The organism is Dechloromonas sp. HYN0024, assembly GCF_003441615.1.
In the GTDB taxonomy this organism is placed as follows: domain Bacteria; phylum Pseudomonadota; class Gammaproteobacteria; order Burkholderiales; family Rhodocyclaceae; genus Azonexus.
On the sequence record NZ_CP031842.1, the window covers coordinates 1,485,872 to 1,499,320 of the forward strand.

Annotated in this window: 10 protein-coding genes and 1 tRNA gene; 7 read left to right on the forward strand and 4 right to left on the reverse strand. The window is 56.4% G+C overall.

The features are described from left to right. Nucleotides 1-674: 674 nt before the first annotated feature. Nucleotides 675-1,256 (reverse strand): acyltransferase, encoded by a 582-nt coding sequence (locus HYN24_RS15815; protein WP_162888633.1) that lies wholly within the window; start codon nucleotides 1,254-1,256, stop codon nucleotides 675-677. A 188-nt stretch (nucleotides 1,257-1,444) separates the two neighbouring features. Between HYN24_RS15815 and HYN24_RS07020 the strand changes: the two genes are divergently transcribed. The 4 genes from HYN24_RS07020 to HYN24_RS07035 all read left to right on the forward strand — a co-directional run bounded on the left by HYN24_RS07020 (nucleotide 1,445) and on the right by HYN24_RS07035 (nucleotide 4,544). Beyond that, entirely contained in the window at nucleotides 1,445-2,323 is an 879-nt protein-coding gene (locus HYN24_RS07020; protein WP_162888634.1) for a hypothetical protein, read from the forward strand. A 109-nt stretch (nucleotides 2,324-2,432) separates the two neighbouring features. After that, on the forward strand, nucleotides 2,433-3,323 hold the full coding sequence (locus tag HYN24_RS07025) for a hypothetical protein (RefSeq protein ID WP_117608585.1): 891 nt from the start codon (nucleotides 2,433-2,435) through the stop codon (nucleotides 3,321-3,323). Nucleotides 3,324-3,327: 4 nt separating this feature from the next. After that, a complete protein-coding gene (locus HYN24_RS16355) occupies nucleotides 3,328-3,654 on the forward strand; it encodes a helix-turn-helix domain-containing protein (RefSeq protein WP_162888635.1) in 327 nt (108 codons plus the stop codon). Next, nucleotides 3,579-4,544, forward strand: a complete 966-nt coding sequence (locus HYN24_RS07035; RefSeq protein WP_371413249.1) for a tyrosine-type recombinase/integrase — start codon at nucleotides 3,579-3,581, stop codon at nucleotides 4,542-4,544. Before HYN24_RS16355 ends, HYN24_RS07035 begins: the two co-directional genes overlap by 76 nt. A gap of 47 nt (nucleotides 4,545-4,591) precedes the next feature. Here the strand turns inward: HYN24_RS07035 and HYN24_RS07040 are convergent. Then, a tRNA-Asn gene (locus HYN24_RS07040) sits at nucleotides 4,592-4,667 on the reverse strand. 164 nt (nucleotides 4,668-4,831) lie between these two features. Here HYN24_RS07040 and HYN24_RS07045 point away from each other — a divergent pair. Next, nucleotides 4,832-6,436: a hypothetical protein gene (locus HYN24_RS07045; protein WP_162888636.1), complete on the forward strand. Its 1,605-nt coding sequence runs from the start codon at nucleotides 4,832-4,834 to the stop codon at nucleotides 6,434-6,436. A 51-nt stretch (nucleotides 6,437-6,487) separates the two neighbouring features. Here HYN24_RS07045 and HYN24_RS07050 read toward each other — a convergent pair whose 3' ends face one another. Beyond that, nucleotides 6,488-7,696: an amino acid aminotransferase gene (locus tag HYN24_RS07050; RefSeq protein ID WP_117608588.1), complete on the reverse strand. Its 1,209-nt coding sequence runs from the start codon at nucleotides 7,694-7,696 to the stop codon at nucleotides 6,488-6,490. 75 nt (nucleotides 7,697-7,771) lie between these two features. Here HYN24_RS07050 and uvrB point away from each other — a divergent pair, with 75 nt between their 5' ends. Together uvrB and HYN24_RS07060 are read left to right on the forward strand one after the other, a co-directional pair. Further along, complete coding sequence (gene uvrB / locus HYN24_RS07055) at nucleotides 7,772-9,841, forward strand: excinuclease ABC subunit UvrB (protein ID WP_117608589.1); 2,070 nt, start codon at nucleotides 7,772-7,774, stop codon at nucleotides 9,839-9,841. Beyond that, on the forward strand, nucleotides 9,838-10,320 hold the full coding sequence (locus HYN24_RS07060; RefSeq protein WP_117608590.1) for a low molecular weight protein-tyrosine-phosphatase: 483 nt from the start codon (nucleotides 9,838-9,840) through the stop codon (nucleotides 10,318-10,320). The genes uvrB and HYN24_RS07060 overlap by 4 nt, the downstream gene beginning before the upstream one ends. Before the next feature lie 65 nt (nucleotides 10,321-10,385). Here HYN24_RS07060 and HYN24_RS07065 read toward each other — a convergent pair whose 3' ends face one another. Then, a complete protein-coding gene (locus HYN24_RS07065) occupies nucleotides 10,386-13,067 on the reverse strand; it encodes an Rne/Rng family ribonuclease (RefSeq protein ID WP_117608591.1) in 2,682 nt (893 codons plus the stop codon). Between the last annotated feature and the right edge of the window lie 382 nt (nucleotides 13,068-13,449).

Here is a 13,449-nt window from a genome sequence, read left to right on the forward strand (position 1 = left end):
GCCTGCGAAGGAATAACCATGAATAGAAAATGGGATCAGCATTCTGCACTGGAAGGTAATTATATATAACGATCAATCTTTGCCATTTATGAATTACGTTATAGTGTGCCGTTAGATAGACCTTTGCTATAGGAAATAATTCCTTATTTTAATTTGAATCGGCCTCTCAATATAGATGAATGAAAGACGTCCTACTGCGACCATAAAAAACAAAAATAACACAAGCGCCAACGGATAATTAAAAAAAGACCTGTCAAGAGAAAATATATCAAAACCAATTATCACCGCAATCTGGATTGGCAAATGCCACAGGTACGTTGAGTACGTCAAGCTTCCTACAAAAAGAAAGATTTTTTCTGCTTTTACGCACAGCTGTGATGCATCTATCGTTGCTGCAAGCAACACACAAAAACAGAATGCACTAGACATCCCTAAATGCATCATTAAGCTATCGAATTTCGCAAAATTTGAGGAGACCAACGGGATCCCATCGAAATACAAATGATTGGTCTTAAGATAAAAAATTGCCACTGCGCACGAAGCAACAGCAATAGTCAGATAATTTTTTAATCTTAATGTACAGGCTAAGCCAAAAAACATATACGCTGTCGACCCAGACATAAAATAGAAAAAACACTGTCCGATTATCCCCGCAATTGGCATTGAAATTAATGCTATGACTGAGAAAAAAGTGATTTTCCTGCGGAGAAATTTCCGTGCCGAGCCGCTATTATCCAGAAACACCAGTAAGCTATTTCTTCAACAGATATTGACCATACTGGGCTATTAAATGAATAACCTTTTTCAAACCCCCAATTAGAAGCAAATAGCAAATGAAGAAAAAAATGATATGCATCATTTATTGCTAGAATCTGGAATTTGCCGGTTGAATACAGACTTCCATATTGAAGGACCGAAATAAATGCAAGAGTAATAATGTGTAGAGGATATAGCCTTGACATTCTGAATATGAAAAATGTTTTCGCTCCCGTTTTCTTATTTGAATATACATGCGCAAATACAAATCCAGAAATAACCCAAAAGAACTGAACAGCCCAAGCTCCGTAGTGATAAAAAGGCCAGAGCCATCCATAGAATGGCTGAACATCAAAGTCCCAGACCGGATTTCCTGTTTCAGGGGAAAAATATGGTTGGACAAAATAAAAGTGGTGATAGTGCCAAACCAGAATAACAAATGCCCCAAGGCCTCGCAGGAAATCAACAGCAGGAAAGTACTTACATTGTGTATTTTGCATTGACTAATATCAGTAGATTTTGCGGGCGCTTGCGTGGTTTTTTGACTATATTTTGCTGATTATAATCCATCAAGACTTTGTTGCCTGAATGTCGGGGTTGGGTACATAACGAAAATGGCACAATAATTCACTCTATGTTCCAACCGCTATCCATACCTCGCCGCCTCATAGATAAGCTCATTCGAAAAATGACGCCACTCATCACCGAGACGGTTGCGTTATTCAAAGCAAATGCTGACCCGGATGGCTTGACGCCGAAGCTGAAGGAGTGGAACAGCCGCTATGAGGTGGGAGGCTGGGCCAGCGCCTATGAAGAGTTCGGTAATTTCCTGCTGATACACTTGTCAGCATTACCCGTTTATGGAAATCCACTCGAGAGCCTTGCGCCACTCCTGGTCGTCAAAACGCTGAATGACCTCCAAGATTGGGCTGATCAAACCTGGCAAATCCTTGATCAGGTATTGGACGATGACAGTGACGACGCCATTGATGCTGCGACAATGGGATTACCTGAGCTGATCCCAGGTATCACCGTCGATGACGACAGCAAGCCAATTTCTCGCCAAGCTTTATTTATCACCGTAGCACTGATAGTTGTCTTCAACCACTTCGCGTGCATGGTGCACCGTAAATCCCTTTTCCAACTGGTGGCAGAAGCCAAAGCGGGTGACGATGAGTCGCTGCTGAAAGCCATCCAGATCGACAAGCAATGCTTGGCCGATATTCCGTATTTCCAGGAGCGTCTGATCCAGGCGGCGATTGCCGGGGAAGACAACTTCGTGCGCCGACTGATGCAATATCGCAAGAAGCCTGCCTTTCAAACGGGAACAGCGCTGCAGCCGTTATATCTGGTTCTCAGCCTACTGGACGGCATGGGGTTACTCGATGCCTATCTGGAAGACTTCGAGCGGTTTGCTGATCTCTGCCAGGAACTTGGTATCTATGGACCAGATAACGACGCATGTGACACAGAGAGCCTCGCCAAAACAGTGCGCCGATTTAAGGCGAAATACCGCTCTCTTGCGCCATCTCAAAAAATTGCATGGGTGATCAAGGACACGGTTTAGGCGAAACCCGGTCCGTGCCTCACCGCTAGGTCGTGCTTAATAGTTCGGGCTGCCCATTTATTTGGACGGTCCAGGGCAGCCGTCCTCCATCTGCTTTTTGGAGGCATGTATGCACGAATCAAAGAAGAAATCGACCTCCCTCGGGCTGGCCGCGCGGATTGCCGCGCCAGCGGCAACCGCACGGCCAAACGAGGGAGGAAACGCGGTGCTTGAAGCGGGAACGCCGGCGATTGGAGCGGGAGGCGGCGAAGCCGCCGTTAGACTTGAAAAGAGGACACATCTCGACGAAGCCACCTATCGGATCAAGTTGCGCAATTACGGCAACGGTCTTGCAGAAATTGGTTGGTCATTCATTCCAGCATTGCCTCATTCAAAGGCATTGCGCGGCACTTCCGAAAAGCGCGAAGAAAACGTCGACCGTTCGGCTCGTCGTGCCAAATCTCGGTTACGTCATTTGATCCTGGCTACGAGAGCCAATCACCTTCTAACCATGACCTACCGGGCCAACGTAACTGATTTCAATCAGGCCACCATCGACCTGGCGAAATTCGTTAGAAAGATCAAAACAAAGCTCCCCGGCTGGGTCTATGTTGGCGTTGCGGAACGCCAAGAGCGTGGGGCCTGGCATTGGCATCTTGCAGTCTGTGGTCGTCAGGATGTTGATCTGCTACGTGTTTGTTGGCTTGAAGTCGTTGGCGAAGGAAACATCGACGTAAGCGCACCTAAGGGTAAGAGTAGATTTCGGGAGCTCGCCCTTGTGAAGTACCTCGGCAAGTACTTAGCAAAGGGGTTCAGCTCCACAGATCGAAACCTTAACGCCCGTCGCTTTCGGGCCTCATTAGGTATCGAGGTTCCTATTGAGTTCCTGACAGTACCCAAAGATCAACACGGCAATATTACCGGCTTCGCCTTGAGCAGCCTTCACCAGGCAACGGGATCAATTGGCTTTGTCTGGAACGCCGACGATAAAACGGCGGGCTGGGCCTGCTCCTGGAAGTAATCCCATGGACACGCTCACCCTGCAACAGGCTGCCGCCTTCCTGAAGATTCATCCGGTCACTCTGCAAGAGAAAGCCAGGGCTGGTGAGATTCCCGGCGCCAAGATCGGTAAATGCTGGGTCTTTCTGGAAATTGACCTGATCGAGCACATCCGGTCACAATACCGGCGGCGAGCGTTGCAGGGTGCGCATGAAAGGAACATCACATGTCACTCTTCAAACGCAAAGACTCGTCCTGCTGGTGGGTCAAAATCATCATCGACGGACGAAAGATACAACGCAGTACTGGGACTGACGACAAAATCAAAGCCCAGGAATTCCACGACCGGCTAAAAGCCCAGATGTGGGAACAGAATCGTCTGGGGGTCAAAGCTCGGCGATCCTGGAAGGAAGCGGTAGTTCGTTGGCTGGAGGAAACTTCGGAGAAGGCCACGCACCAGGAGGACAAGCGCAAGCTGAATTGGCTTGATACTTACCTCGGGGCGCTGATGTTGGATGAGATCACCCTGGATGTGATCGACACCATCAGATCGGCCAAACTCAAGGAAGCGGCCAAGGCGACGACCAACCGTTATTTGGCACTGACGCGCTCCATCCTGCTCCGTTCCAGGGATGAATGGGAATGGATCGACAAGGTGCCAAAGATTAGGCTCTTTAAAGAATCTGCAAGCCGTGAACGTTCTCTAACCCGAGAGCAGGCGGGGCGTCTATTGGATGAGTTACCGGAACACCAGCGCGATGTTGTTTTATTCGCTTTGGCGACTGGACTCAGGCAAAGCAATGTCCTCCAGCTCGAATGGTCACAGATCAACCTGGAACAGCGCCATGCATGGATTCATGCCTGGCAGTCGAAGAACCGGCGACCGATTTCCATTCCGTTGAATGAGGCAGCCTATGCGGTCCTTCTTCGACAGAAGGGGAAACACCTAGAGCGCGTTTTTACGTTTCAGGGAAGGCCGTTGAACACCGCCAACACGCGTGCCTGGAGAAAGGCGCTGAAACGGGCGGGGATCGATAACTTCCGTTGGCATGATCTGAGGCATACCTGGGCAACGTGGCAACGACAGGCGGGAACACCGACTCATGAGTTACAGCGCTTGGGTGGGTGGCGAACTGGGGCAATGGTGGAGCGTTATGCTCATCTGGCTCCGGAACACCTCGCCGAAGCTGCCTCACGACTGAATTCCGTGCTCCTTGGCTACGATTCAGCTACGGTCGCCTAGAAAAGCAAAAAGCCCAGTCCGAAAACTGGGCTAAGTGCTTAATTCTATGGCTCCCCGACCTGGGCTCGAACCAGGGACCTACGGATTAACAGTCCGGCGCTCTACCGACTGAGCTATCGAGGAACAGAGAGGCGCATTATAGTAGTAGAATCCCCTCTGGTCAAGCATCTTGTGGTTTTTTGAGAAGAATTAACAGGCTTATGGATTCCAGTTTGGTTTATGCAAAAACGCCGATTGGCGACGAGGCTGTTCGCCAGAGTACCCGGGTCGTACAGCGGAATCTGCGCATGGTCCTGGTGCAAATCGACGGCAATACGAGCGTAGAGGATTTGACCGCGAAAATCGGCAATACCCGGCTCGTGGAATCGGCTTTGCGCGAGCTCGAAGAGGGCGGCTACATCGTGCCCCTGGCTGATGCACCCTCGGCCTGGGAGAAGGCGGCCCAGCTGGTCAAGTCCGTGCCCGACAAGTCACCGGCTTCGATCCGCCCGATGTCGCGTTTTTCCGGTTTTGGTCGGCAATCGTCGGCAGCTCAGGAACCGAAGAGAAACGATAGCGTTACCAGCAATTTTTCATCCTTCGGCAAGCCGATTCTTCCCGCATCGTCTAAGCAAGGTGGCGAGACGGCGCGACCGACTCCCCAGCTGGCCGAGCCAGAAGAGTCGACGTACCAGCCGGGGCGGTCGACCGGCAGCAAGGTCCTATGGGCGCTGGCTGTGGTCTTTGGTCTGCTGGTCGCCACCATGGTTTTCTACCCTTACGCGCAATTCAAGCCAGCCCTTGAGGCTACGGCTTCGCGGATGCTCAATACACCGGTCAGAATTGATCATGTCGGTGTCTCGTTTCTACCAGCACCTATGCTGAAGCTGGCCGGAGTTCACCTTGGCAGTGCGGGCGATGGCGAAATTGCCGAGATTCGGGTTGCGGCTCCGCTTTCCCTGCTCGGTGGTGCCCCGCATCGGGTCGCCAGGATAGAGGTTTCCGGGGCCAACCTTACCGCCAATCGCCTCGTTTCCCTGCCAATGCTCAAGGGTGAAAAGGCGGGTGGGCAAGATCTGCTTGTCGGGAAATTAGTGTTTGATCATTTCCGGCTCAAGCTGAACGATGGGCTGGCATTTGATGATCTTTTCGGGGACATCGCTTTTCGTCCTGACGGGGTCGTGGAAAAGGCCACGCTGGAGACGGCTGATCGCAGCCTGCTGGTCAATGCCCTCCCGAGCAGTCAGGGGCTGGTTTTGAATATCGAAGGACGGGCCTGGACACCGGCCGGAACAACGGTTTCCTTTGCTTCGCTGCAAGCCAAGGGGCTGTTGCTGAAAGACAAGCTGCTTATCCAGAATATTGATACCACTTTCCTCGGTGGCATTCTGCACGGCAACTGGCTACTCGACTGGAGTGCCGGCCTGGCGATGGCCGGCGAAGGCAACTTCAGCGGGCTGGATACCCGGAAGGTCGGCGCGGCTTTTGTCCCGTCCTTGAAAATCGATGGCGAAATAAGCGGCACCTTGCGCCTGCGTGCCAGCGGTCGTGATTGGGCCGGCCTGTGGGCCAATCTCGAAGCGACGCTGGGAACGGAAATTACCCGTGGCGCGTTTCATGGTGTCGATCTGGGCGAAGCTGTCCGGCGCAGTGGTGTCTCCGACGTGCGGGCCGGTGTGACACGCTTTGACAAGCTGCGGTCAACGATCAGTGTGACACCGACGCAAGTGGTCGGGCGTGATGTCAGGATGGATGGCGGCATGGTGACGGCGGTCGGTCAGTTTACGGCCGGGCGTAACGGTGAGGTCGAGAGCAGCATGTCAGTCACCATGCAAACATCCGTATCGAGCCAGAATGGCGCGGTTCGTATTGTGGGTGTGTTGCCGAATCTGACCGCCACTTCGCGGAAATGAAAAAGGGCGGAACCAAAGTTCCGCCCCTGCTGTTTCTCAAAGCCCGATCGATCAGGCCTTGGTGACGGCGGCGATGGCCTTGGCCACGTAGTCGAGGTTCTTGGTGTTCAGGGCGGCCAGACAGATACGGCCGGTGGACACGGCGTAGATGCCGAACTCTTCGCGCATGCGATCAACCTGGGCAACGCTCAGGCCGGTGTAGGAGAACATGCCGCGCTGCTGGGCGACGAAGGAGAAGTCCTGCGCCACGCCCTGTGCCTTGATGGCATCGACCAGACCAGTACGCATGGCACGGATGCGGTCACGCATGCCGGCCAGTTCGGCTTCCCACATCTGACGCAGTTCGGCCGAGGCGAGGACGCCGGCGACCAGAGCGCCACCGTGGGTCGGCGGGTTGGAGTAGTTGGTGCGGATGACGCGCTTGAGTTGCGACATGACGCGGCCAGACTCCTCCTTGGCAGCGGTCACGATGGACAGCGCACCGACGCGCTCGCCGTACAGCGAGAAGTTCTTGGAGAACGAGCTGGAGGCGAAGAATTGCAGGCCGGAAGCCGAGAAGGCACGGACGGCGACGGCGTCAGCATCGATGCCATCGGCAAAGCCCTGGTAGGCCATGTCGAGGAAGGGCACCAGGCCGCGTTCCTGGCAAATGGCAACGACTTCCCCCCACTGGGCGTCGCTCAGGTCGGCTCCGGTCGGGTTGTGGCAGCAGGCGTGCAGCAGGATGATCGAACCGGCGGGCAGGCTGTTCAGGCAGGCCTTCATGCCGGCAAAATTGACGCCACGGGTGGCAGCGTCGTAGTACGGGTAGGTTTCAACTTCGAAACCAGCCGACTCGAACAGGGCGCGATGGTTTTCCCAGGACGGGTCGCTGATGTAGACCTTGGCGGCCGGGTTGAGGCGCTTGAGGTAATCGGCACCGATTTTCAGGGCGCCGGTGCCGCCGAGAGCCTGGGCGGTGATGACCTGACCGTTGGCGATGAGGGCGGAGTCCTTGCCGAGCAGCAGGTTCTGCACGGCGGTGTTGTAGGCCGGGTTGCCTTCGATCGGCTGGTAGCCACGGGGCAGGGCGGCTTTAACGCGAGCATCCTCGGAGGCCTTGACGGCGGCCAGCAGGGGGATCTTGCCGTTGTCGTCGAAATAAACACCGACGCCGAGATTGACCTTGGTGGTGCGCGCATCGGCATTGAAAGCTTCGTTCAGACCGAGGATAGGATCGCGCGGGGCCATTTCCACCGCAGCGAAGATCGAAGAGGACATAGGAACTCCGTGAAATAATACAAACAATGTCCGCGCAGCGGATTTGCAGCGCGACGAAAACCATAGAATTTTAGCATGAGCGAAACCAAGCACATCATTCCGGTTGTCTGCTTCGAGGGTAGCCCCTTTCGATTGCACCAGCCCTTTCCACCGGCCGGCGATCAGCCCGAGGCGATTCGTCAACTGGTCGAGGGGCTGGGCGACGGCCTGTCCTTTCAGACCCTGCTCGGGGTCACCGGCTCGGGCAAGACCTACACGATGGCCAATGTCATCGCCCGCACCGGCCGCCCGGCTCTGGTTCTGGCACCCAACAAGACGCTGGCGGCGCAGTTGTATTCCGAGTTCAAGGAGTTCTTCCCGGAAAACGCTGTTGAATACTTTGTCTCTTATTACGACTACTACCAGCCGGAAGCCTACGTACCATCACGCGACCTGTTCATTGAAAAGGACAGTTCGATCAATGAACACATTGAGCAGATGCGGCTGTCGGCGACGAAAAGCCTGATCGAACGGCGCGACGTGGTGATCGTTGCCACCGTGTCGTGCATCTACGGTATCGGCGACCGCGACGAATACCACAACATGATCCTCACCATGCGCGTCGGTGACCGGCTCGACCAGCGTGCCATCGTCAAGCGCCTGACCGACATGCAGTACGAGCGCAACGACGTCGATTTTCACCGTGGCACCTTCCGCGTGCGCGGCGACGTGATCGACATTTTCCCGGCCGAACACGCGGAACACGCCATTCGCGTCTCGCTCTTCGACGACGAACTCGAAGCCTTGCAGTTTTTCGACCCGCTGACCGGCCACCTGCTGCACAAGGCGCTACGGTTCACCGTCTTCCCCGCCTCGCACTACGTCACGCCCCGCGCCACCGTGCTCCGCGCCATCGAGGCGATCAAGGATGAATTGCGCGAGCGCATCGACTTCTTCACGCGCAACAACAAGCTGGTCGAGGCCCAGCGTATCGAACAGCGCACCAAGTTCGACCTCGAAATGCTCGACCAGATCGGTTTCTGCAAGGGTATCGAGAATTATTCGCGGCATTTTTCCGGGCGCCAGGCGGGTGAATCACCGCCGACGCTGATCGACTACCTGCCGGCTGATGCCCTGATGTTCATCGACGAATCGCACGTCAGCATCGGGCAGGTCGGCGGCATGTACAAGGGTGACCGTTCGCGCAAGGAAAACCTCGTCGATTACGGCTTCCGCCTGCCTTCGGCTCTCGATAACCGGCCCTTGCAGTTCAACGAATTCGAGGCGCACATGCGGCAGACTGTTTTCGTATCGGCGACTCCGGCCGATTACGAGAACCAGCATGCCGGCCAGGTGGTCGAGCAGGTGGCGCGGCCGACCGGCTTGATTGATCCTGAGGTTATCGTGCGCCCAGCCTCGACCCAGGTCGATGATCTGCTCGAAGAAATCGGCAAGCGTGTGGTGGTCGGCGAACGGGTTCTGGTGACGACCCTGACCAAGCGGATGTCAGAAGACCTGACGGATTTTCTCGCCGACAACGGGATCAAGGTCCGTTACCTGCACTCGGACATCGATACGGTCGAGCGGGTCGAAATCATCCGCGACCTCCGTCTCGGCGAGTTCGATGTGCTGGTCGGCATCAATCTCCTGCGCGAAGGCCTCGATATACCGGAAGTCTCGCTGGTCGCCATTCTCGATGCCGACAAGGAAGGCTTTTTGCGTTCCGAACGATCATTAATTCAGACAATTGGCCGGGCCGCACGTCATATTCATGGCACAGCGATCCTTTACGCTGATACGATTACACGATCCATGCAGCAGGCGATTGCCGAAACAGGGCGGCGCCGGGAAAAGCAGATTGCCTTCAATCGTGAGCACGGCATTACACCGCGCGGGGTGTCCAAGAAAATCAAGGACATCATTGACGGGGTATATAACGCAGAATCGGCGCAGACCGAACAGAAGGCCGCCCAGCAGTTGGCAATCTACGAGGCCATGGATGAAAAGACAGTGGCCAGGGAAATCAAGCGTCTCGAAAAATCGATGCTGGAGTGCGCAAGAAACCTGGAATTCGAAAAAGCGGCGGCAGCCCGCGACGAACTGTTCCGGCTGAGGGAGCGGGTGTTCGGCGTGGCGCGACACGACCCTGATGGAGAGACAAAATGAGCTATCGCGTGCTACTTGTCTGCATGGGCAATATCTGCAGATCACCGACAGCGGAAGGCGTTTTTCGTTATTTCATAAAAATCAATAATTTGGGGAGTAATGTTGAAGTAGATTCTGCGGGAACGCACGGTTATCACGTCGGTGAGGCGCCCGATTCCCGGACGCAACGTGCTGCCGCCGCACGTGGCTATAACCTGTCACAGCTAAGGGCACGTAAGGTAGCTCGCCAGGATCTCGATTATTTCGATCTGATTCTGGCCATGGACAAGAGCAACCTCGACAACCTGTTGCGCATGGCGACGCCCGAGCAGCAAAAGCGAATCGGACTTTTCATGGACTACTCGCACAACTTCGACGACGATGAAGTGCCTGATCCCTACTACGGCCTCGGCCACGGCTTTGATCTTGTTCTCGATATGGTCGAGGATGCATCGCTGGGGCTGGTCGAAGAAATCAAGAAGAAACTCGGCAGCGCCTGAAGCGCAGCCGCAAAAAGAAGGGGCTCCCGTGGGAGCCCCTTTTTCATGACGGCATGGCCGTCAATTTACTTGCCGGTTTCAACCATCATCAGCGGCTCACCATCGGTGACCACAGCCTTCGGCTTACGCGGACGACCCAATTTCACCGGAGGCTCGGCAGGTGCGACGGCGATGCTGGCGGCGCTGGTCTGAACCAGAACCAGACCGCTTTCGGCCAGAGCGGATGCGATGTCGACCGGTTCCGGAGCAGCTACCGGTTCAACCACGGGGGTTGCGATGACCGGAGTGCTGACGGTAACGGTTTCAACATGCGCCGGTTCAACCGGGGCGGGCTCGACTGGTGCAACATCGACCGGGGCAGCTTCGATCACTATGACCGGTGCGACGGCCACCGGCTCTGCGATGATCGGCGCAACGTCAGCGACCGGTGCGACGGGTGCGACTGACTCAACAACGGCCACCGCCAGGGGGGCCGGTTCCGGGGCCGGAATAACCACCACAACCGGTTCCTGGCTGACCGCTTCGGTCATCGCCTGAACCGGTGCAGCGACGGTCTCGGCAGAGTCGACGACCGGCGTGGCCGTCTCAGTTTCGTTGCGACGTTCGCCACGACCGCGACCACCACGACGACCGCGACGGCGGTTGCCCTGTTCTTCGCTGCCAGCAGCATCCGGCGAGCCATTGCCGGCCAGCGGAGCAACGTTGGCCGAGGCGTCGGCGGAAGCAGCTTGTTGATTCAGCTTGCTTTCGTTGGATTCGGCTTGCGGGCGCTCGCCACGTCCCTTGCGTTCGCCACGCGGACGGCGTTCCTGACGTTCGCCATGGCCAGCGGCAGCAGCGTCATCCGCCGGTGCTTTTTCGACATTGCGTTCGTTGCGGTTGCCGCGGTCCTTGTTGTTGCGTTCGCCACGCTCTTCATCGCGCTTGTTGCCGTTACGGCCACCGCGACGTCCATCGCGATCGCGGCGGTTGTCACCACGACCTTCGCGCGGCTTTTTGGCCGGCTCGGGAGCGACCACCGGTTCGACCGGCTTGGCCGGAGAACGGAACCAGGAGAAGATTTTCGAGAAGAGACCGGCTTCCGGCTGAACCGGTGCAGCCACCGGGGCTTCGGCCTTTTCTGGCAGGATGGGGGCCGGCTGATCGGGGGAGATGCCCTTGATGGCAGCTTCCTGGCGCGGCTTGGCGGCTTCCTGCTGGGTGGCCTGCTTGATGGCTTCCTCAATCGGCATGTCGACCATGCGGTAGGAAGGTTCGCGCAGATCATCCTGGTTCAGGTCATCGTGGCGCAGGCGGGTGATGGTGTGGGCCGGCGTTTCGAGATGAATGTTCGGAATGAGCAGGATGGTGACCTTGTGGCGCAACTCGATGGCCTGGATGTCCGGGCGCTTTTCGTTGAGCAGGAAGGTGGCAACATCGACCGGGACCTGGACATGCACGGCACCGGTGTTTTCCTTCATCGACTCCTCTTCGAGGATGCGCAGGATATGCAGGGCAGCCGATTCAGTCGACCGGATGTGGCCGGTACCGGTACAGCGCGGGCAGGGGATGTAGCTGGTTTCGGCAAGGGCCGGACGCAGGCGCTGACGCGACAGCTCCATCAGGCCGAAGCGGCTGATCTTGCCCATCTGGACACGGGCACGGTCGAAGCGCAGGCCGTCGCGCAGACGGTTTTCAACGTCGCGCTGGTTCTTCTGGCTTTCCATGTCGATGAAGTCGATGACGATCAGGCCGCCAAGGTCGCGCAGGCGCAACTGGCGGGCCAGTTCGTCGGCCGCTTCCTGGTTGGTCTTGAGCGCCGTTTCCTCGATGTCGGAACCCTTGGTCGAACGCCCCGAGTTCACATCGACGGCAACCAGGGCCTCGGTGTGGTCAATGACGATGGCGCCGCCGGAAGGCAGGTTAACCTGACGGGCGAAGGCGGTTTCGATCTGGTGTTCGATCTGGAAGCGAGAGAAGAGCGGCACGTCGTCGCGGTAGCGTTTGACGCGATTGACGTTGCCCGGCATGACCGTGCCCATGAAGGCGCGGGCCTGCTCGTAGACTTCGTCGGTATCGATGAGGATTTCACCGATGTCGGGCTGGAAGTAGTCGCGGATGGCGCGAATGACCAGGCTGCCTTCGAGGTAGATCAGGAAGGCGCCGCTTTGCTGCTGGGCGGCGCCGTCGATGGCGGTCCACAGTTGCAGCAGGTAGTTCAAGTCCCACTGCAGCTCTTCAGCCTGACGGCCAATGGCGGCGGTGCGGGCGATCAGGCTCATGCCGTTGGGCACTTCGAGCTGATCCATGACATCGCGCAGTTCAGCGCGCTCGTCGCCGTCAACGCGGCGGGAAACACCACCGCCACGCGGATTGTTCGGCATCAGGACGAGGTAGCGGCCGGCCAGGGAAACGTAGGTGGTGAGGGCGGCGCCCTTGTTGCCCCGTTCGTCCTTGTCGACCTGGACGATCAGTTCCTGACCTTCCTTGAGGGCGTCCTGGATGCGGGCGCGGCCTACTTCGGTGCCTGGCTGGAAGAAAGCGCGGGAGACTTCCTTGAACGGCAGGAATCCGTGACGGTCAGCACCGTAGTCGACGAAGCAGGCTTCGAGTGACGGTTCGATGCGGGTGATGACACCCTTGTAGATGTTGCTTTTGCGTTGTTCCTTGGCGGCGGACTCAATGTCGAGGTCAATCAGTTTCTGACCATCGACAATGGCGACACGGAGTTCTTCCGCCTGTGTCGCATTGAATAGCATGCGTTTCATTGTTTTCGGGCTCCAGCGCACAGCGGCACGCTGCAACGAAACGCCCGGGCAGGCAGCGACAGGTTCAGTTATCGGGTTGCGTCATGAGAGATGGTGGGCAAAGGCGATGGTGAATGTGCTGATCAACAAACGGTCGCGTGCTTTTTATTGAAATGCGCGACCTGAAAATTCCTGCAACGGGCAATCCGTGCGTGCTTACAGTGGGCTTATCCATTAACATCACTACTTTTGGTGAGTGAACTTAACCAGTCGTTTTACGTTGGTCTGGCCTGGGCAGTTGGCACAGGTGAGACTTCCGAGCCTGCCGCCTGGCGGTCGCGCTGTTAGCGCGAGGGCATGAACGGTCTGACGGTTCGGCATCTCTTGCAAACCGAGACGTAGA